Below are 25536 nucleotides of genomic sequence, written 5' to 3'. Positions count from 1 at the left end.
CTTTGCAGCATGAATTTTGCGACATTTATTCTACAGGGGGATTTACCATGAAAAAGCTTTATTCATTATTATTCAGCATGCTTTTGGCTGCTGGTGTTCTGTCAGGCTGCGGCGATTCAGCGGCAGAGCCTGAAAAGGACAATGGCAGCAGCACTGAACAGACAGAGACAGAAACAGAAAAAGCAGAATATCCGGTTACCATCACAGATGCCGCCGGTGAAGAAGTTGTCATTGAAGAAAAGCCGGAGAAGATTGTTTCCCTGATTCCAAGCAATACGGAAACTGCGTTTGCACTCGGTCTGGGAGAAGAAGTGGTTGGGGTATCAGATTTTGATAACTACCCGGAAGAGACAGCAGATAAAGAGAAAATCGGCGGAATGGAGTTCAATGTTGAAAAAATCATCTCCCTTGCTCCAGACCTGGTTCTTGCACACGCTTCAAGCGCACATAATTCAACTGCAGGATTGCAGCAGCTGAAGGATTCAGGCATCGCTGTGCTGGTTGTCAATGATGCCCAGAGCTTTGAACAGGTATATGAGTCGATCGAGATGATCGGGACCGCTTCAGGTGCAAAGGAAGAAGCAGAAGAAGTGATTGCCGGGATGAAAGAGAAGATAGAGGCAATCAAAGAAAAAGCTGCTGCAGTAACAGAAAAGAAGAAAGTCTTTGTAGAGGTGTCTCCAGCGCCGGAGATTTATTCGCCTGGGAAAAATACATTCATGGATGAAATGCTAACGATGATTAATGCAGAGAATATTGTAAAAGAAGAAGGCTGGCCAAAGGTAGATCCTGAAGCCATCATCAAGGAAAATCCGGACGTGATCATTTCCACTTCCGGCTACCGCAATGAAGATGCCGTTGCTGAAGTGCTTGCCCGAGAAGGCTGGCAGGATGTGAATGCCGTTAAAAACAAGCAGGTGTTCAGTGTGGATTCAGATACAGTAAGCCGCTCCGGCCCAAGGCTTGCTGAAGGAGTAGAGGAATTTGCCAAAGCTGTCTATCCGGACGTATTTAAGTAAGAATAAGCTGTCAGCCTATGTGTTTGCAGCCGCTTTCCTTGTCCTGTGCATGCTGGTGGGGATTTCAATCGGTACAGTCTCTGTGCCGATTCCTTCTATCATTAATATAGTTGGATCTAAGCTTCTGCCGATTCAGCTTGATGCTTTGGTTGACCCGATGCACAGCAATATTGTGATGAATATCCGCCTGCCCAGGGTCATTCTTGCCGGGCTTGTAGGAGCTTCCCTCGCCATCGCGGGGGCAGCCTTCCAGGGCCTCTTGCGGAATCCGCTTGCAGATCCTTATACACTTGGGGTTTCATCGGGTGCGTCCGTCGGTGCAGTGCTGGTGCTGTTTTTTCAAATATCGATCCCGTTTGCCGGCCTCTTTACACTGCCTATTCTCAGCATGGTTTTCTCATTCCTGACCATATTTGCCGTGCTGTTTTTTGCAAGAAGAATTGACAGGGCCATGAAGGTGGAAACGATCATTTTGACAGGGATTATTGTGAGTTCTTTTCTTGGCGCCCTCATTTCGCTCATGATCGCTTTGACAGGAGAAGAGCTCAGGCAGATCATCGGCTGGATCATGGGGAGCGTTTCGATGAGGGGATGGGCCTATATCCGCATCATCCTGCCGTTTTTCATAATAGGAAGCCTTCTGTTAATGATGAATGCGAAAGAGCTGAATGCCATGTCATTTGGAGAAGAGCGTGCACAGCATCTGGGCGTAAATGTGCAAAGAAGAAAAATGATGGTCCTTGTGGCTGGGTCCATTTTAACAGGCGCAGCCGTCGCAGTGTCAGGCACCATCGGCTTTGTCGGCCTCGTCATCCCGCATCTGACAAGGCGGCTGTGGGGGCCTGATCATATCCATCTGCTGCCTTTGTCGATGCTGACCGGCGCAGGCTTCCTGATTCTTGCCGACCTGGTCGCACGGACGGTCATCTCGCCGACAGAGCTGCCGATCGGCGTCATTACGAGCATCATCGGAGCGCCTGTTTTTGCACTCATTTTGCTGAAAAGAAGAAATAGGAGGACGGTCTGATGCTGAGCATACAAGGATTGACCGGCGGCTACGCAGACGAAAGCATTATTAAAGAGGTCAGTTTTTCAGTGAAAAAAGGGGAGCTGTTCGGCATCCTGGGCCCAAATGGAAGCGGAAAGACAACTCTCTTAAAAATGCTGAGCGGCATCCTCTCCTATAAGAGCGGGAGCATTTCTGTCAAAGGCAGGCCTTTGACGGAGTTCTCGGTGAAAGAGCTGGCAAAGGTCATTGCGGTGCTGCCGCAGCATTCATCACAGTCTTTTTCTTATACAGTCAAAGAAACAGTTTCTTTAGGCAGGTATGCCCATCAGAAGGGATGGTTCCAGACCTGGTCTGAAGAGGATGAAAAGACCGTCCAGCGCGTGATGGAACAGACGCGGGTCGCAGAATTCAAGGACCATTATATCCATGAGCTTTCCGGCGGGGAGAGGCAGCGGGTATTCCTTGCCCAGGCGCTGGCCCAGGAACCTGAGATCCTGCTCCTGGATGAGCCGACCAACCATCTGGATCTATCATTCCAGAAAGAGCTGCTTGACCTGCTGCGGACATGGGCGAAAGAATGCGGGATGACTGTTGTTTCCATTTTCCATGATCTGAATCTTGCGGCGCTGTATTGCGACAGGCTGCTTTTGATGGAAAACGGGAAGGTAGTGGCGGCAGATGTCCCGAACGAGGTGCTCCATGAGGACAGGATCCGCACAGTCTATCAGACGGATATCATGAAGCATGCCCATCCTGCCGTCCCTGCCCCGCAGATGGCGATCCTGCCAGGTGACCTGACTGCTGAACCGGCCGTTATCGGCGAAAAAGATGTCCAGGTGTACGAAGACCATGTGCTTGTGAATTCTCCTTTCCCCCTCCGCACGATGTCCTCGGGGGTGGCAGGAGCCGGGGTAGGCTGGCACAGGCTGTTTGTTAACCGCCAGGTGCCGAACACTTATGACTGCAGTGACCACCGGGCAGAAATGAAAGAATATCTGCGGGAAAACGGCTATGAGCCAGGCGAGACGGTCGGCATGATGACAGCCGTCCAGGTGGCCGACGCTGCCTACAGGCTCTATGAATCCGACGGCTTTTCTCTCCTTGCAGTTGTCACCGCGGGAACAGGGAATGCTGTAGACGCTTCCCAAAGCGGCCTGCACAGCTTTGAGTTTACCCCAGGCACGATCAACACATGGATCTTCATCAACGGAAATCTGACAGAGGAAGCCTTCATTCAAAGCATCATGACAGCCACAGAAACAAAGGTGAAGGTGCTTCATGACCATGGTATTGAGGATAAGGTGTCAGGCACTCTGGCAACAGGCACTAGCACAGACAGTATCCTGATTGCTGCGGCCCAGTCAGGGAAAAAGCTGGAGTTTGCAGGAACGATTACACCGCTTGGCAAGCTGATCAGCAAAGCTGTATATGACTGTACAGCTGAAGCGCTCCACAAATACCGGAAGAGGGTGTCATCATGATGGTTTATCATCTGGCTGCCCTTACCCTTGCGTTTCTGATGGATCTGCTTATTGGAGATCCGCCTAAATGGCCCCATCCAGTCCGGTGGATCGGGTCATTTATTCTATTTTTGGATAAAAAATGGAACCGGGGCGGCCGGCGGAAGCTGAAAGGGGCCATCATGGTCCTGGCTGTCCTTGGTACTGTATTCCTTGCTGCAAGTGCCATCACATACACCGGCTATTACATCCATCCGCTGGCAGGAATCATAATCGAAGCCATCCTCATTTCCACCGCCATCGCGCAAAAAAGCCTGAAGGAAGCGGCGCTTGAGGTCTATAGTCCGCTTCATAGAGACAATATATCTGAAGCACGCCTGAAGCTTTCCTATATAGTCGGCCGTGATACAGAAAAGCTGGAAGAGCCGGACATTGTAAGAGGAACAGTAGAAACGGTTGCAGAAAATACGAGTGACGGGATCACTGCTCCTCTATTTTGGGCGCTCATCGGCGGAGCACCTCTGGCCCTCTTATATCGTGCAGCCAATACTTGCGACTCTATGGCAGGATATAAAAATGAAAAATATATCGACTTCGGCTGGGCTTCCGCCCGGCTCGATGATCTGCTGAACTTTATCCCGGCCCGGCTGACCGGCCTTCTGATGCTGATCGGCAAAAAGCCCGAGCATACCAGCTTTAAGAATGCATGGAACATTCTCATCAGGGACAGCAGGAAGCACCCGAGCCCGAACAGCGGCTGGGGAGAAGCGGCAGCTGCTGCCTTGATGGGCGTGCAGCTCGGGGGCATCAATTACTATAAAGGGGTCGTTTCTGACAGGGCAAGAATGGGCGACCCTGTCGCCGTCCTGGAAAAAGGCCATATATTGTCGGTCATTGAGATTATGAATAGGACGTCTTTATTATTTCTATTACTCTTATGGCTGGGGGGAATGCTCTTTGAATTGGCCGTCACATGGATCTAATCCGCAGCATTTATTTAAGGCAATTGGGATGCCGGAGCCATCAGAGCTGCTGGACTTCAGCGCCAATATCAATCCTATGGGGCCGCCTGAACGGTTAAAGGCAGACTGGCATTCATTTTTCAATGAGCTGCCTGTTTACCCGGATCCTTTTGCGGCAGAGCTGACTGCAAGGCTCGCTCAGAAGGAAGGCATTGGAAAGGAATACGTTCTGGCCGGGAACGGGGCATCCGAGCTGATCAGTCTGGCAGCAAGGCTTCTGTCCGGAAAAAAAGTCATGATTGTTCAGCCGGCTTTCTCTGAATATGAACAGGCCTGCAGAGTGAATGAATGTGACATCAGCTATTTTCAGCTGGATGAGGGGAGCTGGGAGCTGGATGCAAAGAGGCTCTGCGAAGACGCCAAAATAGCGGATGCCCTGTTTCTCTGCAACCCGGCTAATCCGACAGGGAGATACTATGGCCGTGAAAAAATCGTTTCATTATTAGAGGGATGTCCCGAAACGCTCGTCATCGTAGACGAGGCATTCTATGATTTTGTGCCGGATTATGAACCTCTCGTGCCGCTGCTTGTAAAATATAAGAACCTAATCCTTCTCCGCAGCATGACAAAAATGTTCAGCATCCCGGGTCTGCGGCTCGGCTATGCCCTGGGAGATCCTGAGCAGATCAGGGGGATGGCCCGCTTTCAATACCATTGGAGCATCAACTCTGCTGCGCAGCAGGCAGGGCTGATTTGTCTGGATGAAGATCTATACATAGAGGAAACACAAATTTATATGGAAAAAGAAAGAAGCAGGCTCTTTAACTTTTACAGAACCAAAGGCTTGATTGTGTCTGAATCGAAAACCAATTTTTATCTGCTCCGTGACCCGGAGCTGGCCGGCCAGGAAAAATTGTTCTTCTTTTTGCTGGAAAAAGGGGTTGTCCCGCGCCATACCTATAATTTTCCCGGCCTTTCAGGACGCTGGCTGCGGTTTGCCGTCAAAGGGACAGAAGATAACCGGAAGCTGATGGAGGCGATCGACGAATGGACAGTGCAGAAGGACTGATATTCATTACAGGAGGCGTCCGCAGCGGCAAAAGCACCTTTGCAGAAAAAACAGCAGCGTCCCGAGCTGCCGCCTCCAATGGACGTCTTCATTATATTGCCGCAGGGAAGAGCTCGGACGAAGAAATGGCCGAGCGGATCCTGCTGCATCAAAAGCAGCGGGATGAAAGCGGCAGCGGTTGGAGGACATGGGAACAGCCAGCGAGAATAGGGGAGCTGGCTGCCGCTTTTACAAAGCAGGATGTGCTGCTTCTGGACTGCCTGACCACTCTATTGAATAATGAATTATTCGGCACAGGCGGCAGATGGGAGAGTCCGGAATTCCAGGAAGAGGTCAAGGAGCGGATCCTTGCTGATATCCACTCCCTTAAAGAGAGTGCGGGGGCATTAATCATTGTCAGCAATGAAGTCCAGTATGAACCGTTTGAAGCAGGGAGTGTGTCCCATATATACGCCAGGCTGCTTGGCCGGCTTCATCAGAGGATTGTGGGAATGGCAGTCCAGGCTTATCTTGTGGAAGCGGGAATTCCGCTTCCCATGAAAGGAAGAAAACCATGAAAGGCATCATGATACAGGGAACGGCTTCAGATGCGGGGAAAAGCTTTATCGCTACTGCTCTCTGCCGGCTGCTGTCCAATGAAGGCCTCAGGGTGTCGCCGTTCAAGTCGCAGAATATGTCCAATAATTCCTATGCGACGGCTGACGGCAGGGAAATCGGCCGGGCGCAGGGCATCCAGGCAGAAGCGGCGAGGACCAAAGCAACAGTCTGGATGAACCCGATCCTGCTCAAGCCGAAATCTGACATGAGCTCAGAGGTGGTCCTGCTCGGAAAGGCTGTTCGAACCTATACCGGCCGCAGCTACCGTGAGAATTTCTATGAAAAGGGTCTGGCTGTGATCCAGGAATCATTGAAAAAGCTTGAAGCCGATTTTGAGGTCATTGTTGCAGAAGGTGCCGGAAGCCCGGTGGAAATCAATCTGAAGGACCGGGAATTGGTCAATATGAAGGTGGCCGGTCTTGCTGACATCCCGGTCATCCTGGCAGCAGATATCGACCGCGGAGGTGTGTTTGCAAGCATCATCGGCACCCTTGAGCTGCTCACTCCAGAAGAAAGGGAGCGGGTAAAGGGTTTGATCATCAATAAGTTCAGGGGCGACCCGGATTTGTTTGCGGACGGCATCTCCTGGCTGGAGGAGCGGACAGGGATTCCTGTTCTCGGCGTTCTTCCTCATTTTGATAACCATATGATTGATGGAGAGGACTCCCTTTCCCTTGAGGACAGCTTTTACAGGAAACAGGGAGGGAAGATTGATATTGCGGTGATCAGGCTGCCGTATATATCAAATTACAGCGACATTGAACCGTTTCTCTACGAAGAAGACGTGTCGGTGCGCTGGGTGAAAGATGCTGCTGAGCTGGGCAAGCCGGATGCCATCATCATCCCGGGGACGAAAAGTACAATCCATGACCTGCAGTTTTTGAAGGCAGCCGGCCTGGACCGTTCTATTATCCGTCTTGCCGGGGAGGGCGGCAGGATTGCCGGAATATGCGGCGGCTACCAGATGCTGGGGGAGCAGCTGTATGATCCTGAAGGGACCGACTCTGGTACGATAGGCTTTAAAGAAAAGGGGCTGGGCCTGATTGCGGCGGATACGACCTTTTTCAGTGAAAAAATAACCGTCCAGGCTAAGGGTTCGTACATAGCATCTGCCGGTTTTGGCAGCGGCAGTATTGAAGGGTATGAGATTCATCTCGGCCAAACAGCCAAAAAAGGCATAGATGCAGGCAGGAGTTTATTTATGATGGAAGATGGCCGAGAGGAAGGCTATAGCGGCGGAAAAATAATCGGGACCTATCTGCACCATGTTTTTCATAATGACACCTTCAGAAACAGATGGCTTGAGAGCATACGGAAGGAAAAAGGCCTGCCGCAAAAGGATCCTGTACGGATCGGAGACATGAAGGACGAACGTTTTGAGAAACTCGCCAATGAGGCAAAGCAGCATCTTCAGTGGGACAAAATCAAAGAAATTATAGGATATGAAAAAACATGAAAACCATTAAAGGACTTCTGATCAACATTCAATTTTTCACAAGCATTCCGGTGCCGATGCAGATTCCGATGGATAAAGCCCATTTGAAAAGGGCCGTGATTACTTTTCCAATTCTCGGGCTTCTCCAGGGACTCTTTTACAGCCTGGTGCTGTATGGGTTCCTGGAATGGACCCCGTTTTCGCCGCTCGCCTCCGCATTTGCCCTATGGCTTGCGATGATCATCCTGACCGGGGGAATCCACCTGGACGGCTGGATGGATGCAAGCGATGCCTTCTTCTCTTATCAGGATCGGGAGAAGCGGCTCGAAATCATGAAAGATCCCCGTACAGGTGCGTTCGGCGTCCTTTCGGCCATTGTGCTTCTTGCCGCACGCTTTCTGTTCATATATGAAATAGTGCTCCAGCAGCAGCCGGAGACATATTGGCTCATTGCCCTGATTCCTTTTCTCGGAAAGCAGATCATGGGCGTCCTCCTGATGCAGGTGCGCCCGGCAAAGCCTGAAGGTCTGGGGGCAATGTTTCAAAAAGCTGCCAGTGCCAAAGATTTGGCCTTTTACCCCGCAGCAGTGCTGCTGGTGTTCGTGCTGTATGCTATGGCAGATATCAGCCTTGCAGTCCATGCGGCGATTCTGCTGTTGGCAGCAGCAGGTTTTCTGATGTTTGCCGCTGTAAAGTCGGTTAAATGGTTTGGGGGAATTACAGGGGATGTGCTTGGTGCATCTGCAGAAGGAGCTGAATGCTTTTTATGGATGGTACTGTGGCTGTTACATTATTTCGCCATGTCCTGACAGAAGAAAACAAGCGGCATGCCTATCTTGGCTGGACAGACTCTCCTTTGTGCCCTGAAGCGAAGGAGCGGTTCGAAACTTGGAGCCGGGCCCTGCCTGAGTATCCTTTCATTTTTTCAAGCGACCTGGGACGCTGCCTCGAGACTGCCAGTATTTTGCCCGGAGGGAATGCTCTCAAGCTGAAGGAGCTGCGGGAAATGAATTTTGGCAGATGGGAAGGCAGTATTTATGAAGAGCTGAAGAATGATCCTGCCTACCAGGTCTGGCTCAATGATCCTTTTACCGCCCCGATACCGGAAGGCGAGAATTATGGGCAGTTTTCTGAAAGGGTCATGCATGGCTGGGAAAAAATCAGGACCATCCTGATCCGGCAAGAAGGAACAAGAGCTGCTGTCGTCACGCACGGAGGAGTGATCCGGCAGCTGTTGACCAGGCTAGCACCAGAGGAAAGGCCGTTCTGGGAGTGGAAAGCCCCGCATGCCGGCGCCATCACACTTATCTGGGAAAACAATGGGTTCAGGAGGGGTGAAAGATGCACTTTATTATTGGAGGAAGCTTCAACGGGAAAGCTGTCTGGGTGACGAGGCAGTATGCAGAAGAAAAGGCTTCCTGGCATAGTGCTTACAAGGGAGAGTGTTTTCCTGAAGCTGCTGATGCAGCGACAGACTGTTTCATTCTGGAAGGAATCGAACAGTGGATCCGCGAAGATATAAAGAGAATGGATAAGGATCCGGCAAGAGCCCTGTGGAAGGAGCGGCTGGATGATTGGCTCCGCTGGGAAGCTGGTGTGCAGGAAAGAAAACTGGTGCTGATCGGGACAGATATCACCAAAGGGATTGTACCGATGGAAAAAGAAGACCGGGATTGGCGGGATGCCTCCGGGTGGATATTCCAGGATGCTGCAGCAGCTGCTGAAAGGGTCGATCTGATCTGGTATGGCATCAGCCGGACATTAAAATAAAAAGATAGGGGAAATGAAGATGAGGATTTATACAAGGACTGGCGATAAAGGGCAGACAAGCATCATTGGCGGCCGGGTGGATAAAGACGATGTCCGGGTTGAAGCGTATGGCACGGTCGATGAGGTCAACTGCTTTGTCGGACAGGCCATGGCTGAGCTGGATGAAAAGATATTCCAGGATGTGCTTGATGATCTGGAAAAGATTCAGCATGAGCTGTTTGACTGCGGAGGAGACCTGGCCAATGTGTCGTCTAAAAGGGAACTGAAGCTTGGACAGGAAGCCATCGATTATCTGGAAAGCAGGATCGATGAATTCATCGAAGAAGCACCGGAGCTCGAACGCTTTATTCTTCCAGGCGGTTCGAAGCCGTCTGCTTCCATCCATATAGCAAGGACGGTTGCCAGAAGGGCAGAGAGGCACATCGTAACGCTCATCAAAACGGAAGAAAAGGTTCCCGAAGTTTGCCTGCAGTATATGAACCGCCTCTCTGACTATTTCTTCGCATTGGCGAGGGTGATCAATTTCCGCCTTCAAGTGAAGGATGTGGAATATGTTCGCAGTGCAAAGGTTTTCCGAGGCGGAAAGCGCAAGGAGAACTGATTGTGAAAAATAAAAAGATGATGCTGGCTGCCTTGTTCATTGCTTTTTCAGCCATTGGGGCAGCTGTCAAAATTCCGGCGGTCATAGGGAGTGTGGCACTCGATTCCTTTCCTGCCTTAGCTGCCGCTGCCCTGCTGGGGGGCGGAGCCGGCAGCATTGTGGCCGGGCTCGGCCACCTCTTGTCGGCACTGGTCGGCGGGATGCCGCTCGGACCGCTTCATTTTCTCGTTGCTGCTGAAATGGCCGTTCTTGTCTGGGTGTACGGAAAACTGTGGGGAAGCGGCCGGAGGAAGATGGCTTTCGCCATTTTTGCAGCAGGCAACACATTTGCCGCGCCGCTCCCGTTCCTTTTTTTAATGGGGACTGGTTTTTATATCGCGATTGTCCCTTCCCTTCTGATTGGCTCGCTTCTAAATGGGTTGCTGGCTTTCTGGGCAGTCCCGCGCATCAGCCGGGTGCTTGGTGAGCGGCAGAGGGAAGGGAATGTGCCGGAATGAGGGATATATTATACATACCAGGCGGAAACGGAGAAACCCTGGTCATCAGCAGCGACAACAGCGGCGGCATCGGCCTGAAGGAGGCAGATCATGTAAAGGTCCCGTATGATACGGTTGCTTACTTTGCTTTTCGCACGGCTGTCATGGAGAATCTTTCAGCCGGCGGTGCTCCTTTTGCAGCCGTCCTGCACAATTTTGCAGGGGACGAGCATTGGAATGCGCTTGCCGGGGGCATTGAGAAGGGTGCACAGGAAGCGGGGATTGAAGGCTTGACTGTCACAGGAAGCACCGAAAGCAATTTTGAACTCCTCCAATCAGCGGTCGGTCTGATCGTTATCGGAAAAAAGACAGGCAGCCCTGAAGGTCCTCTCCTTTACACCGGCCGGGAGAAGCTGGCTGTCATCGGGCTGCCGCTTGTCGGTGAGGAGGTCCTGAGCAAAAAAGAGGCAATCGCACCGCTTTCTCTATTTAAGGAAATCAGCAGGATGGATGGGATCCGTACACTGCCTGTCGGCTCGAAGGGAATACTTTACGAGCTGAACCAGCTTTTTTCCAATAGGGAGTTCACTGGAGATGAAGTTTCCTGCAAGGGCGTGGACCTCTTAAAATCAGGCGGGCCTTCCTGCTGCTTCATTGCCTCCTATTCCAGAGAGCTTGAGCAGGAAATACTGGTGAAGGCGGGAAGCTTTCATCATCAGCTGGAGATCAACTAGAGGAGGAATGAAACTTGCTTGATTTATATTTTGTAAGGCATGGTGAAACGGAATGGAATAAAGCCGGAAGGATGCAGGGCAGGCTCGATTCAAATTTGACCGAAAAGGGCCTGAAGGAAGCTGAAAGGCTCGGGGAACATTTACAGGAAATGCAATTCGACGAAATCATCTCAAGCCCAAGCTCCCGGACCATCCAGACTGCTGAAAAGCTTGCCGGAAGCAGCACTGCGGCCATCCGTACGGACGAAAGACTGATGGAGATCCATCTTGGCCAGTGGCAGGGAAAAACAGGCGACGAAATAAAGATGCTCTTTCCTGAACAATATGGCTATTACTGGAACGAGCCGGAAAAGTTTGAGAACCCGGAGGGAGAAACCTTTCTGGATGTAAAGACCAGGCTGGCAGGGTTCCTGCAGGAGCTTATAGAAGACCGCAGCTCAGGAAAGATTCTGATCGTCACCCATGCGGTTGTCATCAAAACGGCAGTCATGCTTGCCAATAAGGTGACAGTCAATGAAATATGGGAACCCCCATTCATCCATGGCACAAGCCTCACCCATATGAAATACAGGGACGGAGTGCTCGAGCTTGTACTCGCCGGTGATCTTTCCCATATCGGAGTGCCAGGCTGAATGCTGGTGAAATATATCAGGTGAGGGGTTGAAGCAGGTTCCAGGGAAAAGTTCTGCCTTGCGCAAATGGGATGGGCATTGCGGCCCGTGGAGTAGAGCTTGTCTGGGAATGGGAAGTACGGGGCGGCAATAAGCTGAGAATCCAGGAGCCTCAGCTTATTTTAGTGGAAATTCAAAGCCGGTATATGTTGAAATATGGGTAAAGCCAAGCCGCTCTGCAACAGCGATGGAAGGCTTGTTCATTTCCATGCAGTCCCAATAGGCAATTATATCTTTCTGCAGGCATTCTTGTACAAACTTGCGGGCTAAGCTTTGCGCTAATCTCTTTCCTTGATGGGGCTTGAGTGTTTCGATATCAATTCCGTGGACGTTTCCCGCAACAAATCCGGAGAAGCAAACACTGACGATTTCATTTTCATAGATAGAAGCATAGCCTATTCCTTCTTTTAAAAAGGTCTCGGGCGCTGGCCAGTACAGGCTAACCTTTTCCTGAAGGAATTTGTTTTTTCCTTTTTCAAAATGTTCCTTCTCGATTCTTATGGTTTCATAGCCTTCTTCAGCAGAGTCGTCAAAGTCATCAGAATAGCTGCCTGGCTTTAATTTATATATTCTTTGCTTCCAGCTGCCAAGCTCCCGGCGGGCAAAAGCTTTTTCCATCGTCTTATTCCATTCATCATGATTGCCAATAGCTTCGAACCATTCTAACTGAACTTTCATTGCCTCGGTTTTAATCACTCTGTCTATAAAAGCATTTAAAGCTCCGTTAAAATTTTCATTGTTTTCATCACCAATGAAAATAAAGCCGTCATTATTCCCGAGCCAAATAAGACCTGTGGTAGGGGCGAGTCTATCGTCTGCAAAAACCCTTCCTGCACTGGCCCCTTCTATCACAGCGGCAGCTTCTAATTGCCCTTCCGGGTGAAGCAGCTTCCTGCATCTGCTGAATTCCTCTTTATCCAGTTCCGTAATCATCATTAGCATCCTCCTGTCAAAAAAATACTAACATATTTTCCCTTATTTTAGTGAGGCAGCAGAAATGTTTTCTCTATTGAATATAAGGATTCATTTTGTTATACTTCTAACTAACGATAGTTAGGGAGATGAAACAAGGATGACTTCACAGCAGATCAAACAAGCAGCATTAAAGCTTTTTGCTGAAAAAGGATACGAGGGAACGCCGCTCTCTGCCATCGCCAAGGCGGTTGGCATAAAAACCCCTTCTTTATATGCGCATTTTCCTTCAAAAGAAGAGCTGTTCCTGTCGGTTTTCCGGGATACTGTTTCCTTGGAGCTGCTCACCATTAAGGAAGCCATGGACGACCAAAGCTCTGATAATGCTCTTGATACGATCAAGGCGATCTTTGATGCGCTGACCGAGTTAAGGGAAGAAAATGAGAATATCCAGTTTTTTAAGCGGGCGATATTTTTTCCGCCGGCTGATCTCGGTCCAAAGCTGAAAGAAGAATTTTTTGAATATGAAAAGCATTCCACTGACATGCTGCAGGGCTTATTTGAGCACGGTAAAAAAGAGTCGATGTTCACGGCGGCCGGAAGCGGCGAAATGGCTGCAGCATTTTATTGCCTGATTGACGGGCTTTTGGTCGAACAGCATTATTACAGCCAGGAGGAATATAACAAACGGAGAGAATCGGCATGGAAGATCTTCCTGGCCGGAATCATCATGAAGAAAGAAGGGTAGCATCCATGCCTTGGATTTATTTATTTGCAGCAGGAATATGCGAAATAGGGTGGGCCTTCGGGCTTAAGTATTCAGAAGGATTCACAAAGCCTCTGCCGGCGGCCATCACGATTATATTGATTATCATCAGCTTTATGCTGTTCTCAAATGCGATGAAGACCATTCCGATCGGGACGGCCTATGCTGTTTTCACTGGAATAGGAGCAGCGGGGACTGTAATTGTCAGCATGATGTTCCTTGGGGAACCAGGTGGAGCCTTGAAGCTCTTATTCCTCGCATTGCTCCTCGGCGGCATTATCGGGCTGAAAATGACCTCCAAAGACGAAGATGCGGAAAAGGGGGCTGAGTAGGCATGTCATGGTTTTATCTAGTATTGGCAGGCTTCGGTGAAATAGGTTTTGTTATTTTCATGAAGCTGTCTGAAGGCTTCACCAGAAAAAAATATACACTCTTATCCGGTTTATCTGGCTTCATCAGCTTTTATTTTCTTTCCCGGGCACTGCTGGAGATTCCGATTGGCACCGGCTACGGAATCTGGACCGGAATCGGTGCAGCCGGAAGCGTGCTGCTCGGCATGCTGTTTTTCGGTGAATCCCGTGATTGGAAACGGGTTATATTTATCGGGATGATCATTGGCGGGGTTATTGGGTTGAAGACGATCAGCTAGGCAAAGGCAGCAGCTCTAAAATGCAGAGCTGCTGTTTTTTTTTTCGGCTGATTCTGCCTGGTTTCAGAGTTATTCTGCCTGGAATTTTGTTTTTTCTACCTAGAACCGGCTGGATTCTACCTAAAAACAGTGATAATTTTTCCTAATTACATTAATTTCCAAATAAAAAGGCGTAAAATTCAAAAAATTATAAAACATCCCTTGCATAAATGCTAAAATATAAGAAAAAAGGAGTCAAAACCCATGTACTGCCTACTAACCGACAGTTAGCAACCTCATCAGGGGCCCGCCCTCCGTCTATCTTGATAAGTTAATAAACAATAGACAGGAGGAGAAAGAATGAACAGAGCATATTTTAATTTTTTAATACAACAAGCAGAAAAGGAATTTACAGGATGGGACTTCTCTTATCTGACGGAAACAGGGAGGATGGCTTCTGAACCGCTGGCCTGGAACTATACGAACTGGGTGCTGCCTGAGATGGTGAATGCTGCGTCCATGCTGGACATGGGCACTGGCGGAGGAGAGTTACTTTCCTTATTAACCCCGCTTCCGTCCCATACAGCTGCCACAGAAGGGTACGGACCGAATATAGAAATTGCAGCAGAACGTCTGACGCCGCTGGGGATAGAGGTATACAAGGTAGATGATGATTCCAGGCTGCCTTTTGATGATCGATTATTCGATCTCATTATTAACCGTCATGAATCATATGATCCGCAGGAAGTAAACCGCATCCTGAAGCCTGGCGGACTCTTCATCACCCAGCAGGTTGGCGGCACAGACAACTTAGGCCTGAACCGTTTGCTCGGCGCTAAAGAGGACTTCGGCTATGCCGGCTGGAACATGGAGAAGGCCGTTCAGCAGCTTGAAGCTGCCGGCTTTCATATTGTGGCATCTTTTGAAGCATACCCTTATACAAGATTCTATGATGTCGGCGCCATTCTCTACTATTTGAAGGCTATTCCCTGGCAGATTGAAGGGTTTTCTTTTAAAGGATACGAGAAAAAGCTGAGAGAATTGCACGATGAGATTCTGCGGACAGGATATGCAGAAGTCCGTTCGCACCGCTTCATAATAAAAGCACAAAAAAATAAAGAAAAGCCGGCCTGAGAAAGACAGGCCCGCTGGAAGGAGCTTAGTATGGACCTGAAGCTGGGCTATATCATTTTATATGTTGAGGATTTGGAAAAGACGAAGCAGTTTTACGGTGAACTTCTCGGTCTTGAGCTGAAAAATGAATTCGGCACTTATATAGAATATGACACAGGCAGCACCATCCTTTCCATGAACACAAGGGAAAATGGGCGTGAACTGACAGATCTTCCAATACCAGCAGGCTTCCGGGAAGAGCAGACGATGGAGCTGAGCTTTGTAACAGAGGATGTGGAAGGGACAATTGAAAAAGCGCGCCAGGCCGGAGTCCGCATTTTGCTGGAGCCGGTGAAAAAGCCGTGGGGGCAGATTGTCGCTTATATGGAAGATCCGGATGGGCATTATATTGAGATTTGCACGCCCATCGGCTAGAAATGCTGCCCTCTTTTTAGAGGGCTTATTTTTTTGCAGCAGCAAGATTTATCCGGTTAAGTATTTTGAAGAAAATCGAAGAAAAACAGTGGAAACTCATTGATTCGGCGCTTACACCACCTCTTGTAAATTATTTGGTATATGGTATGATACTCTATGTTTTTGTCGGCCCGGACTTTGATGAGAGTTCAAAGTCACACTATAAATCTAATAAACGAAGAGGTGTTCATTTGAAAGGTTTATCAATTAAAGAACAATGGTTTGGCAATGTCAGAGGAGATATCCTGGCCGGGATTGTCGTAGCGCTTGCGCTCATTCCCGAGGCGATTGCTTTCTCTATTATTGCAGGTGTGGACCCGATGGTCGGTCTCTATGCTTCTTTTTGTATTGCCGTCATAATCGCATTTATCGGCGGACGGCCGGGGATGATTTCAGCGGCAACCGGGGCCATGGCCCTGCTGATGGTTACGCTTGTTGCAGACCACGGGCTTCAGTACTTGTTTGCTGCCACCATCCTGACCGGGATCATTCAGCTGCTGCTGGGTGTCTTTAAGCTGGCCAGGTTTATGAAATTCATTCCAAGATCTGTGATGATCGGGTTTGTGAATGCGCTCGCCATCTTGATTTTTATGGCACAGCTTGAACAGTTTGTCGATGCTACATGGGTCATGTATGCCATGGTAGCTGGTGCTCTTGCCATCATTTATCTGTTTCCGCGCATGACAAAGGCTGTCCCATCGCCGCTTGTTGCCATTATTGTCATTTCTATCATTGCGATAACGACAGGTTCTGATGTACGGACAGTAGGAGACATGGGGGAGCTGACAAGAAAGCTTCCGGTCTTCCTGATTCCGGATATCCCGCTGAACCTGGAAACACTGAAAATTATTTTCCCTTATTCCCTTGGACTGGCCATTGTCGGTCTGCTTGAATCGCTTTTGACGGCGTCCATCGTCGATGATATGACCGACACAGGAAGCAATAAAAACCGCGAAGCCAGAGGGCAGGGGATTGCCAATATCATTAACGGATTTTTCGGCGGGATGGCCGGCTGTGCGATGATTGGCCAATCCGTCATTAATGTGAAATCAGGGGGCCGGGGAAGGTTATCTACCTTGACAGCCGGTGTGTTCCTGATGTTCCTGATTCTCGTCCTCGGCGACCTGGTTGTCCAGATTCCGATGGCTGCGCTGGTAGGAGTCATGATTATGGTATCCATTGGTACATTTGACTGGGCTTCTCTCCGCAATATGGCAAAGGTTCCTGCTACGGACTCCATTGTCATGGTCGTAACCGTTGTAACAGTGGTCTTCACCCATGACCTGTCTAAAGGCGTGTTTGCTGGAGTGCTCCTCAGTGCAATCTTCTTCGTTGCCAAAATCTCAAAGGTGAAGGTGTCGACGATCCTTGATCAAAAAGCAGGCAAACGCACCTATAAAGTGACCGGACAACTGTTCTTCGCCTCTGTCACTGATTTTGCCGGCAGTTTTGATTTGAAGGAAACCGCGCAGGAAGTAGTGATTGACCTCTCTGAAGCACATGTCTGGGATGACTCTGCTGTAGCGGCCATTGATAAAATTGTGATGAAGCTCCGCCAAAACGGAACAAGCGTCCAGCTGTTCGGCCTTAACGAACCGAGCCTGCATCTGGTTGATAAGCTGGCTGTCCACAAACAGGATGGCGCCAAGCTTTCCGGCCATTAATATAGAAAAAAGGAAGACATACCTAAATGGTGTCTTCCTTTTTTATTTAGCTCTTTTTAATCCTGACGAACTTCCGCTTTCCAACTTGCAGGATCAGCTCTGCCTGCAAAGAAACCTTTTTGTTAATATCCTCAGCTCTTTCGCCATTCATCCGGACTCCGCCATTTTGAACCATCCTTCTTGCCTCACTTTTAGAAGGGAAGAGGCCGGCAAACATCAGCAGCTCCAGCAGCTCTGGTTCATCACCAGCATCCCAAGTAAGGACAGGCATGTCTTCCGGTATGGAGCCTTGCTGGAATACGCTTTTAAAATGGTCCTCTGCCTTTTCGGCAGCCTCAAGTCCGTGATACATGCTGACAATGGTTCTGGCAAGCTGCATTTTAGCATCCCGGGGATGAAGCGACCCTTCTTCAAGCCTTTCCTTTATGGACCTTTTCTCAGCAAGAGGCAGGTTTGTCGCAAGGTGGAAGTATTTCTCCATCAGCTCATCTGGAATCGACATGGCTTTGCCGTACATTTCCTCCGGCTTTTCGTCCACCCCGATGTAGTTGTTCTTGGACTTTGACATTTTCTCCGTTCCATCGAGCCCTTCCAAAAGAGGGACAAGGATTACCACTTGTTTTTCTTTGCCATAGTGCTCCTGTAAATGCCTTCCCATGAGGACATTGAAGTGCTGGTCATTGCCTCCGAGTTCAATATCGCTTTCGAGCATTACTGAATCGTAGCCCTGCATGAGCGGGTAGAAAAACTCATGGAGGGAAATCGGTTTGCCTGTCCCAAGCCTTTCGGAAAAGTCATTCCGTTCGAGCAGGCGGGCCACTGTGATTTTGCCGGCCAGTTCGATGACATCCTGGAGATTGAGGGAGGACAGCCATTTGGAATTATAGTGCAGCTCGGCCTTTCCCATATCGAGTACTTTGCCGAATTGCTGGAAGTAGGTTTCTGCATTATGCTTCACCTCTTCGTCGGTCAGCTGTTTTCTTGCTGCTGATTTTCCGGTCGGATCACCGATTTTTCCGGTGAAGTCGCCGATGATCAGCTGGATGGTATGGCCATTTTCCTGGAATTGCTTCAGCTTGTTCAGTACGACCGTATGGCCCAGGTGGACGTCAGGTGCGGATGGATCAAGCCCGAGCTTCACCTTCAGCGGCTTGCCGAGGAAGAGTGATTTGGCGATTTTATTTTTCATCTCCTGAGGGGGCACCACATCCTGAGTGCCGCTGGTGTAAAGCTGATATTGCCTTTCAAGCTCCTTTTCCTGATTGGGGTTCAGCTTTTCTATAAAATTCTCCACGATATATCCTCCTTTATTTTTTGTTTGCGGCACTTCCTGATGAGTTTTGAACGCACAAAAAAACCACATCCCTGTAAAAAGGGACGTGGTTTTGCACGCGGTACCACCCTTGTTGAAGACACCTGTCTTCCGCTCGTTCGGATAACGGACCGTCCGTCCTTTGCTACTTCATGTTTCACAAAGAATGTTCAAGGAGGTAATTCACGTTTGCTTATGTACCGGTTCGCACCAAACACCGGCTCTCTTCAAACAGGGAAGCAAACCCTACTGATTCCTGTCATAACTCATCTATTAGTTTCTGTTTACTGAATGTTAGAAACAGTTTAGATGATTATCCAGGAGATGTCAAAAGTAATTTTCAGGCTAAACAGCTTTTGCTTCATTTTTGAGCGGAACGGCTTTCTTTCCGCTTGCTTTGTCTGCCAGGATTGTGATGGCGCCGTCGCCTGTTACGTTGCAGGCAGTGCCAAAGCTGTCCTGGGCGAGATAAAGGGCAATCATCAGAGCGGTCATTGTCCCATTAAAGCCAAGCATAGATTCCAGCAGGCCGAGGGCAGCCATGACGGCGCCCCCGGGAACGCCTGGAGCGGCAATCATTGTGATCCCGAGCATCATGATAAACGGGAACATCTGCCCGAAGGATACTGCTTCACCCTGGAGCATAAGAACCGCAATGGAACAGCTCACTAGTGTGATGGTGCTCCCGGATAAATGGATCGTTGCCAGTAACGGCACAGCGAAATCTGCTGTCTTCTCCCGAGCGCCCAGCTTTTTAACCTGTTTCAGCGTGACAGGGATTGTTGAGGCAGAAGACTGGGTCCCGAGCGCTGTGAAATAAGCAGGAAGCATGGACTTCAGCAGGTAGAAAGGATTCTTCCTGGCGGCAGCCCCTGCTGCTGTGTATTGTAAAAGCAGGAAAAGGAAATGAAGGGCAATAATCATGATAAATACTTTTGCGAATACACTGATGATGCTTCCGACCTGTCCTCCGTACGTCATATTGGCAAAAATCCCGAAAATATGGAAAGGCAGCAAGGGGATAATGATTTTTTCAATCAGCATTTCGATGATTCTCTTGAAATCATCCATCACATTCTGCAGGGCATTGCTTTTCAGGCCGGCAAGTCCGAGCCCTATAGTGAAAGCAAGCAGAAGTGCTGTCATCACGCCCATGACCGGCGGCATGTCCACCTGGAAAAAAGGAGCAGCGAGTGCTTCTTCCGGATTCCCGAATTCTTTTAAGCTCTGATTCTTAAGCAGGGCAGGGTACAGGCTGACAGCAGCAAAATAGGCGGCTGTCCCTGCAGCGATGGTAGAGGCATAAGCAAACCCTGTCGTAATGCCGAGAAGCTTGCCGGCACCTCTTCCCATTGTCCCGATGCCGGGAGCAATGAACCCGATGATGATTAAAGGGATGGCAAAGCCGAGAAAGTTTCCGAACAGGCTGTTGAATGTAGCAAACAGCCTGATGGCTCCTTCTTGAGAAAAAGAGCCGATTAAAATGCCTAAAGCTATTGCAAGAATAATTCTGGGGAGTAGTCCTAGCCGTTTCATTCTTGTCCTCCTTAAAAACACATTTGTTTGTATAACGTGGATTATACAGTCGTAAACCTTTCTTGTTAAGTGGGAATTTATAAAAGAAGATAAATAAAAATATTCTATAAATTCAAACTATAACATCTTAAAAACTATTTGAGAATAATTCCTTCGAACCAGTTATCCGGGAGGAAGGAGGAATTAAAGGGAATGGGTTGCAGATGGGCATAGGAAATCATACATATATAGAAAGCAGGGCAGACTGGGAAAGAAAAAAATTCCTGCAAATAACAATAGTCAATCACGCCTTTTTCGCTTTTGGAGTGGTAAAATGAAACATGTGATTGAATAAATGGAGGGTTCCTTTTGATGAAAAAGAAGCTTGGATTATTATACGGCGGAAAATCCGCAGAGCATAAAGTATCAATGCAGACGGCCCTTGCTGTCATTAAAGCTTTGGATCTGGAGAAATTCGATATATATCCTGTTTACATAACCGAGGAAGGGGAATGGGTGAAGGGCCCCATGCTTGAAGCACCGGCAGAGAGCGTCAAGCAGCTGGAGTTCTCCCAGGGAGAAGCTATGTCGCCTGCAGCCCTCGCTCCGGCTATGTTCAAGTCAGCTGAAGAAAGCAGCTTTGACGTGATCTTCCCTCTTCTTCACGGACCAAATGGTGAAGACGGCACGGTCCAGGGGATGCTTGAGCTCCTTAACCTTCCTTATGTCGGCAATGGCGTGCTTGCTTCATCTGCAGGCATGGATAAAGTCATCATGAAGAATATTTTTGCCCAGGCTGGCCTGCCTCAGGTCAACTATGTATGGTTCGTCCGCAGCGAATGGCAAAAGGCTGGGGAAACAGCTTATGAGAAAGTGGAAGAAGAGCTTGGCTATCCTTGCTTTGTCAAGCCGGCCAATCTTGGTTCGAGTGTAGGAATCAGCAAATGCACAAATCGTGAAGAGCTGGCAGCAGCTTTTGAAGAAGCATTCCAGTTCGACCGGAAGATCATTGTGGAGGAAGGCGTAACAGCGAGGGAAATTGAGCTCGGCGTCCTTGGAAACGATGAGCCGGAGTGTTCGGTTGCCGGTGAGATCGTACCGAAAAAAGACTTCTATGATTATAAAGCCAAGTATGAGGATGGCGATACAGCCATGATCATTCCTGCTGAAATTACAGAAGAGGAATACAGCACACTGAACGAGATGTCCATCAGGGCTTTCAAAGCGCTTGACTGCTCAGGACTCGTAAGGGCAGACTTCTTCCTGACGCGTGACGGCAAGGTTATGATCAATGAGGTCAATACAATGCCTGGATTTACGCCGTTCAGCATGTTCCCGCTTCTCTGGAAGCATACTGGCGTGGAATATCCGCAGCTGATTGAAAGGCTTGTGAACCTGGCTATTGAAAGGCATACGGAAAAACAGAGCATCAAACATACAATGTGATTTTTAAGTGATAGAGGCACGGCTTATGGGCCGTGTCCCTTTTCTATTAGCAGATCAGTCAGGAGGCGCAGAAGATGATTAAACGTACAATCGCTCAGATTGCCGGGATGATTCCGATTCAAAACGACCACTCGGCTTTTTCTGATGTCAGCATCAAGGGAGTATCAATCAATTCAAGGACAATGGAGCCCGGCAACCTGTTTGTTCCTTTCAAGGGTGAACACACCGATGGACACCGTTTTGTGGAGGATGCCCTTCGAAAGGGGGCGGCAGCTGCGCTTTGGCAGCAGGATGTCCCGAATCCGCCGCTTCACCTGCCGATCCTTGTTGTAGAGGACACGCTCAAGGCAGTGCAGCAGCTGTCAGAAGCTTACCGGAACGAGCTTGACATTAAAGTGGCAGGCATTACAGGCAGCAATGGAAAGACAACTGTGAAGGATATGACCGCCCGTCTGCTGTCATTAAAATACAAGGTACAGAAAACAGAGGGAAACTATAATAACCACCTTGGCCTGCCCCTTACCCTTCTTTCCCTTGAGGAAGATACTGAGGCTGCGGTCCTTGAAATGGGGATGAGCGGCTTTGGGGAAATCGAGTTCCTGACAAAGCTTGCCCGTCCGGATGTGGTAATGATTACCAATATCGGGGAATCGCATCTCCAGGATCTAGGCTCAAGGGCAGGCATTGCAAAGGCCAAGCTTGAAATCATTGAAGGGCTGAAGGACGATGGAATGATCATCTATCATGGGGATGAGCCTCTTCTGAAAGACAGGCTCGACGGCTACAGCGGTCCGGCAGAAGTCCGATCGTTCGGCAAGGGCCATTCCAACAGCATCTATCCTGTGCGGATCGATCAGGAAGAGAAGGGGAGCGTTTTTCAGACGAATCTTTCAGATACGGAATACCATTTGCCTGTGCTCGGTGTCCATAATGTCATGAATGCACTTTGCGCCATGGAGGCTGCCCATTTCCTCGGAATCCCTTACGAGCAGATGGATGAAGGGTTTGCTTCCTTGAAGCTGACAGCTATGAGAATGGAGCTTTCGGAAGGAAGCAAAGGCGAAAAGGTCATCAATGACGCCTATAATGCCAGTCCCACTTCGATGAGGGCGGCAATTGATCTCGTGTCAGAGCTTTCCGGCTATAGCAGAAAGGTGCTTGTGCTGGCTGATATGCTTGAGCTTGGAGATGATGAAGTGAGATTTCATCGCGAAATCGGCCTGGCAATCGACCCTGAAAAGATTGAGTATGTATTAACGTTCGGAACACTCGGCCGCGTTATTGCGGAAGGAGCACAAGAGGCGTTTCCAGAGGATCGTGTTTTTGCTTTTTCTGAGAAAGGTCCATTGATCGAAAAGCTGCAGAGTCTGACGAATGCAGAAACAATTGTGCTGTTTAAAGGCTCCAGGGGCATGAAGCTGGAAGAAGCAGCTGAAGCACTACAATAGGTTGGTGTAAGGAAAAAAATCCCTGTTTCACATGAAACAGGGATTTTTTATAACTATATCGGTCAGAGACGCAAAAGCTGGGCAATGGCCAATACCGCGCCAATGGCTATTGGGGAAGCAGTCAGAAGTGTTAAGCTTCCTCCTTTATTAATATAGTTTTCCAGTGGATTAACCGCAGGGGATGCCAAAAAAGAGAGAATTCTGTCGAATTTGCTCTTTTTCCTGGAGATTTCCGGTATGTTTACATGGTAGGAATCCAGATGCATCTTTAAAAACGGTTCCTGTTTTAATAATTCTTCTGCATCATTGGGTTTTTCTTTGTTCAATCTCATCCACCTCCAGGACAGTTTTCAATGTTTTTATGGCATGATGAAGCCTTGACTTTACCGTGCCGACAGGGATGCCCACAACCTCTGCAATCTCTGCCTGTGGCATATCATGATAATAGCTTAGAATGATGACTGCCCTCTGTGCCTCAGGGAGGCTGGCGATGGCTTCCCGGACTGTCATCTTATCTGCCTGGTCCAGCTGCCCGTCTGTTGAGGGGAGCAGGAAGGGCATCAGCTTCTGCCATTTTTTCCGTCTGTTCAGCTTGGTGATCATTAAATGGTAAGCGATTTGAAAAAGATAGGTTTTAACGCCTGCCTTCTTTGGGTCATAGCTTCCTTTTGACTGGTGGAGCTTCAGGAAAGCGTCCTGAACAAGATCGATGCTGAGCTGCTCTTCTTTCGTGAAGCGGAACAGAAAAGCATATAAGGGAGATTTAAGCGAAAGATACAGCTGGTCAAATGCCTCTTCACTCCCTTCCTGGAAGGCTATCATAAATTGATTGGCTCTTCCGGTATGCTCAGTCATCCCGCTGAAGCTCCTTGACCCCTTTGATGACCATGGACAGCCTTGAAATGAGATAGGCGGTCCCGACAATCACCCAGGCCTGGCCCTGGTTTGTGAAAAATTGGACAAAAGGATTTTCAATGGTGCTTCCTCCGGAAATCATGAAGTTTAAAATCTGGATGCAGATGATGCTGTAGGCAGCCAATCCGATCGCGAGACCGTCGAAAACATTCCAGCGGAGCAGGACAGGCGACTTGCGGAAATTGATCTTGCCATTTTCCTTGACGATATATTTCCGCTGAAACGGAATGGCTATAGAGAAGATGATGATCATGATAAATCCTGTGACAATCATTGAAATGATGAATCCGATTCCCATTTAAGACACTCCCTTACTTGCATTGTATCTATTATACAAATGAAGGGGGAGGGAGGTTCAATAGAAAAACAAAAAAACGGCGGGTGGCCGTTTTTTTAGACTGTAGATTAGGAATAGAGTCAGCCGTAGAGCATTTCCGGATATAATGGGGCTGTTGATTTCCGTTCCGGGCACTCCGCTTTCCGCGGGGCGACGCTGAGCCTCCTCAGAGCAAGCTCCTGCGGGGTCTCAGCCTTGCTGCTATTTCCCGCAGGAGTCTGCGTGCCTTGCACTGCAATCAACAGGGTTCCTAAAATTAGTTGGGAAAGTTTGCATCAATAACGGGGCTGTTGATTTCCGTTCCAGGCACTTCGCTTTCCGCGGGGCGACGCTGAGCCTCCTCAGAGCAAGCTCTTGCGGGGTCTCAGCCTTGCCGCTATCTCCCGCAGGAGTCTGCGTGCCTTGCACTCCAATCAACAGGGTTTTTAAACTTTCTTGGCAGATCCAAACAAACCCCAAATGTTTTAAAAATCTACTTCTGCTGCTATCCCCTTTGTTTTTCCCAGCTAAGTAAGAAGCTCATAGATTTCATTCAGCTTATTGGCTCTTTTATAATCCAGCTCTTCTTTGGCGTGCTGGATTTCAGGGGGGAGGATGCTGTTCAGGAAAGCGGCTTCCTGCTCGGTAAGTCTGCTTACAAAGGCATTGTCCTCTTCCGAAAGATCGTCAGTGATTTTATGGTACAGCTCCCTGCATTCATGGGAGCGGTCCGTGTAATTGGACAGCAGTTCACGCAAATATCCCAGCGATTGGTTCATGATCATCACCTCATTGTTGTAGTCACTTACTAGGATGGTGAGTGGATAAATGAAATATGTGCTCTGGCAGATAAATGTTTAAAAGAATTTTATAAAGGGTAAATGAAATGAAAAAATCCGGCCTACCCCCATAATCCGATTTGCTGAAGAGAATGTTATACTAGAGATAGAAAAGCCTGGCCCGAAAGAGGCACATAAAAGGCGTAGGAGGTTTCGTATGAGAGCATATTATCTGGATATTGACCGGCTGCTCGATGAAACCAGTGAATTACAAGAAGAGAATATATTTTATGCGATAGGCCAATTCGAGATAGACAAGCTCCTGGAGAGCACCCGGGATTGGTGAATTCATTGGTTCAGCCTTTAAGGCAGCACTCATGACAGCATAAAGGATTAATACAATCGGGGAAAGATAGATACAAACCAGGGAGGCTGCCATTTTCAG

General features: G+C 48.9%; 30 protein-coding genes and 1 other annotated feature. Of the genes, 23 read left to right on the top strand and 7 right to left on the bottom strand.

The features are described 5' to 3' along the window. Positions 1-47 precede the first annotated feature (47 nt). Genes FZD51_RS22750 through FZD51_RS22685 form a run of 14 tightly spaced genes read left to right on the top strand, consistent with a single transcriptional unit; the run spans position 48 to position 11764 of the window. Positions 48-1019, top strand: a complete 972-nt coding sequence (locus FZD51_RS22750; protein ID WP_148976831.1) for an ABC transporter substrate-binding protein — start codon at positions 48-50, stop codon at positions 1017-1019. Beyond that, a complete protein-coding gene (locus FZD51_RS22745) occupies positions 985-2046 on the top strand; it encodes a FecCD family ABC transporter permease (RefSeq protein WP_148976830.1) in 1062 nt (353 codons plus the stop codon). Before FZD51_RS22750 ends, FZD51_RS22745 begins: the two co-directional genes overlap by 35 nt. Beyond that, complete coding sequence (locus tag FZD51_RS22740) at positions 2046-3509, top strand: heme ABC transporter ATP-binding protein (protein WP_148976829.1); 1464 nt, start codon at positions 2046-2048, stop codon at positions 3507-3509. Before FZD51_RS22745 ends, FZD51_RS22740 begins: the two co-directional genes overlap by 1 nt. Further along, complete coding sequence (gene cbiB / locus FZD51_RS22735) at positions 3506-4471, top strand: adenosylcobinamide-phosphate synthase CbiB (protein WP_148976828.1); 966 nt, start codon at positions 3506-3508, stop codon at positions 4469-4471. Before FZD51_RS22740 ends, cbiB begins: the two co-directional genes overlap by 4 nt. Beyond that, positions 4446-5519, top strand: coding sequence for a threonine-phosphate decarboxylase CobD (gene cobD, locus FZD51_RS22730; RefSeq protein ID WP_148976827.1), 1074 nt, complete (start codon positions 4446-4448; stop codon positions 5517-5519). The genes cbiB and cobD overlap by 26 nt, the downstream gene beginning before the upstream one ends. Further along, entirely contained in the window at positions 5498-6076 is a 579-nt protein-coding gene (locus tag FZD51_RS22725) for a bifunctional adenosylcobinamide kinase/adenosylcobinamide-phosphate guanylyltransferase (RefSeq protein WP_148976826.1), read from the top strand. Before cobD ends, FZD51_RS22725 begins: the two co-directional genes overlap by 22 nt. Beyond that, entirely contained in the window at positions 6073-7572 is a 1500-nt protein-coding gene (locus FZD51_RS22720; RefSeq protein WP_148976825.1) for a cobyric acid synthase, read from the top strand. Before FZD51_RS22725 ends, FZD51_RS22720 begins: the two co-directional genes overlap by 4 nt. Then, the gene (cobS, locus tag FZD51_RS22715; RefSeq protein ID WP_148976824.1) at positions 7569-8360 is read left to right on the top strand and encodes an adenosylcobinamide-GDP ribazoletransferase; all 792 of its coding nucleotides are present in this window, start codon (positions 7569-7571) and stop codon (positions 8358-8360) included. The genes FZD51_RS22720 and cobS overlap by 4 nt, the downstream gene beginning before the upstream one ends. After that, entirely contained in the window at positions 8309-8941 is a 633-nt protein-coding gene (locus tag FZD51_RS22710) for a histidine phosphatase family protein (protein ID WP_148976823.1), read from the top strand. The genes cobS and FZD51_RS22710 overlap by 52 nt, the downstream gene beginning before the upstream one ends. Further along, entirely contained in the window at positions 8893-9321 is a 429-nt protein-coding gene (locus FZD51_RS22705; RefSeq protein ID WP_148976822.1) for a bifunctional adenosylcobinamide kinase/adenosylcobinamide-phosphate guanylyltransferase, read from the top strand. The genes FZD51_RS22710 and FZD51_RS22705 overlap by 49 nt, the downstream gene beginning before the upstream one ends. A 19-nt stretch (positions 9322-9340) precedes the next feature. After that, entirely contained in the window at positions 9341-9922 is a 582-nt protein-coding gene (locus tag FZD51_RS22700) for a cob(I)yrinic acid a,c-diamide adenosyltransferase (RefSeq protein WP_148976821.1), read from the top strand. Positions 9923-9924: 2 nt separating this feature from the next. Continuing rightward, positions 9925-10419: an ECF transporter S component gene (locus FZD51_RS22695; RefSeq protein WP_129614040.1), complete on the top strand. Its 495-nt coding sequence runs from the start codon at positions 9925-9927 to the stop codon at positions 10417-10419. Next, positions 10416-11132 (top strand): ATP-binding protein, encoded by a 717-nt coding sequence (locus FZD51_RS22690; RefSeq protein ID WP_148976820.1) that lies wholly within the window; start codon positions 10416-10418, stop codon positions 11130-11132. Before FZD51_RS22695 ends, FZD51_RS22690 begins: the two co-directional genes overlap by 4 nt. 14 nt (positions 11133-11146) lie before the next feature. Continuing rightward, a complete protein-coding gene (locus FZD51_RS22685) occupies positions 11147-11764 on the top strand; it encodes a histidine phosphatase family protein (protein ID WP_148976819.1) in 618 nt (205 codons plus the stop codon). A gap of 156 nt (positions 11765-11920) precedes the next feature. Here FZD51_RS22685 and FZD51_RS22680 read toward each other — a convergent pair whose 3' ends face one another. Then, positions 11921-12736, bottom strand: a complete 816-nt coding sequence (locus tag FZD51_RS22680; RefSeq protein ID WP_187445868.1) for a GNAT family N-acetyltransferase — start codon at positions 12734-12736, stop codon at positions 11921-11923. A 139-nt stretch (positions 12737-12875) separates the two neighbouring features. Between FZD51_RS22680 and FZD51_RS22675 the strand changes: the two genes are divergently transcribed. The 6 genes from FZD51_RS22675 to FZD51_RS22650 all read left to right on the top strand — a co-directional run bounded on the left by FZD51_RS22675 (position 12876) and on the right by FZD51_RS22650 (position 17360). Continuing rightward, positions 12876-13463 (top strand): TetR/AcrR family transcriptional regulator, encoded by a 588-nt coding sequence (locus FZD51_RS22675; protein WP_129614045.1) that lies wholly within the window; start codon positions 12876-12878, stop codon positions 13461-13463. Between the two features lie 5 nt (positions 13464-13468). Continuing rightward, positions 13469-13813, top strand: a complete 345-nt coding sequence (locus tag FZD51_RS22670; protein WP_148976870.1) for a DMT family transporter — start codon at positions 13469-13471, stop codon at positions 13811-13813. Positions 13814-13815: 2 nt separating this feature from the next. Beyond that, positions 13816-14130, top strand: coding sequence for a DMT family transporter (locus FZD51_RS22665; protein WP_009795753.1), 315 nt, complete (start codon positions 13816-13818; stop codon positions 14128-14130). Positions 14131-14469: 339 nt separating this feature from the next. Next, a complete protein-coding gene (locus tag FZD51_RS22660; protein WP_148976817.1) occupies positions 14470-15243 on the top strand; it encodes a class I SAM-dependent methyltransferase in 774 nt (257 codons plus the stop codon). 30 nt (positions 15244-15273) lie between these two features. Further along, a complete protein-coding gene (locus tag FZD51_RS22655; RefSeq protein ID WP_148976816.1) occupies positions 15274-15657 on the top strand; it encodes a VOC family protein in 384 nt (127 codons plus the stop codon). 230 nt (positions 15658-15887) lie between these two features. Further along, positions 15888-17360 carry a SulP family inorganic anion transporter gene (locus FZD51_RS22650; RefSeq protein ID WP_148976815.1) on the top strand — a complete coding sequence of 491 codons (1473 nt, stop codon included), beginning with the start codon at positions 15888-15890 and terminating at the stop codon, positions 17358-17360. A 46-nt stretch (positions 17361-17406) separates the two neighbouring features. On the opposite strand, the gene tyrS is transcribed toward FZD51_RS22650, so the two are convergent. Then, on the bottom strand, positions 17407-18654 hold the full coding sequence (tyrS, locus tag FZD51_RS22645) for a tyrosine--tRNA ligase (RefSeq protein ID WP_148976814.1): 1248 nt from the start codon (positions 18652-18654) through the stop codon (positions 17407-17409). 76 nt (positions 18655-18730) lie between these two features. Beyond that, positions 18731-18944 (bottom strand) — a binding site (T-box leader). A gap of 73 nt (positions 18945-19017) precedes the next feature. Beyond that, entirely contained in the window at positions 19018-20208 is a 1191-nt protein-coding gene (locus FZD51_RS22640) for a dicarboxylate/amino acid:cation symporter (protein ID WP_148976813.1), read from the bottom strand. A 351-nt stretch (positions 20209-20559) separates the two neighbouring features. On the opposite strand from FZD51_RS22640, the gene FZD51_RS22635 reads away from it, so the two are divergent. Then, positions 20560-21633 (top strand): D-alanine--D-alanine ligase, encoded by a 1074-nt coding sequence (locus tag FZD51_RS22635; RefSeq protein ID WP_009795765.1) that lies wholly within the window; start codon positions 20560-20562, stop codon positions 21631-21633. A gap of 74 nt (positions 21634-21707) precedes the next feature. Next, complete coding sequence (locus FZD51_RS22630; protein ID WP_148976812.1) at positions 21708-23081, top strand: UDP-N-acetylmuramoyl-tripeptide--D-alanyl-D-alanine ligase; 1374 nt, start codon at positions 21708-21710, stop codon at positions 23079-23081. 62 nt (positions 23082-23143) lie between these two features. On the opposite strand, the gene FZD51_RS22625 is transcribed toward FZD51_RS22630, so the two are convergent. The 4 genes from FZD51_RS22625 to FZD51_RS22605 form a co-directional block, all read right to left on the bottom strand. Next, positions 23144-23407: a hypothetical protein gene (locus tag FZD51_RS22625; protein WP_148976811.1), complete on the bottom strand. Its 264-nt coding sequence runs from the start codon at positions 23405-23407 to the stop codon at positions 23144-23146. Next, entirely contained in the window at positions 23385-23903 is a 519-nt protein-coding gene (locus tag FZD51_RS22620) for an RNA polymerase sigma factor (protein WP_148976869.1), read from the bottom strand. The genes FZD51_RS22625 and FZD51_RS22620 overlap by 23 nt, the downstream gene beginning before the upstream one ends. A gap of 25 nt (positions 23904-23928) precedes the next feature. Beyond that, entirely contained in the window at positions 23929-24294 is a 366-nt protein-coding gene (locus tag FZD51_RS22615) for a group-specific protein (protein WP_148976809.1), read from the bottom strand. A 545-nt stretch (positions 24295-24839) separates the two neighbouring features. Then, positions 24840-25091 carry a sigma-G-dependent sporulation-specific acid-soluble spore protein CsgA gene (locus FZD51_RS22605; RefSeq protein WP_022543247.1) on the bottom strand — a complete coding sequence of 84 codons (252 nt, stop codon included), beginning with the start codon at positions 25089-25091 and terminating at the stop codon, positions 24840-24842. Positions 25092-25308: 217 nt separating this feature from the next. On the opposite strand from FZD51_RS22605, the gene FZD51_RS26730 reads away from it, so the two are divergent. After that, positions 25309-25437 (top strand): hypothetical protein, encoded by a 129-nt coding sequence (locus FZD51_RS26730; protein WP_009795771.1) that lies wholly within the window; start codon positions 25309-25311, stop codon positions 25435-25437. Positions 25438-25536: the final 99 nt, after the last annotated feature.

It is taken from the genome of Bacillus infantis (assembly GCF_008180445.1).
GTDB classification, from domain to species: domain Bacteria; phylum Bacillota; class Bacilli; order Bacillales; family Cytobacillaceae; genus Bacillus_AB; species Bacillus_AB infantis_B.
The sequence above is the reverse complement of the archived record's forward strand: the minus strand, read 5'-3'. Positions and strand labels throughout refer to the sequence as shown.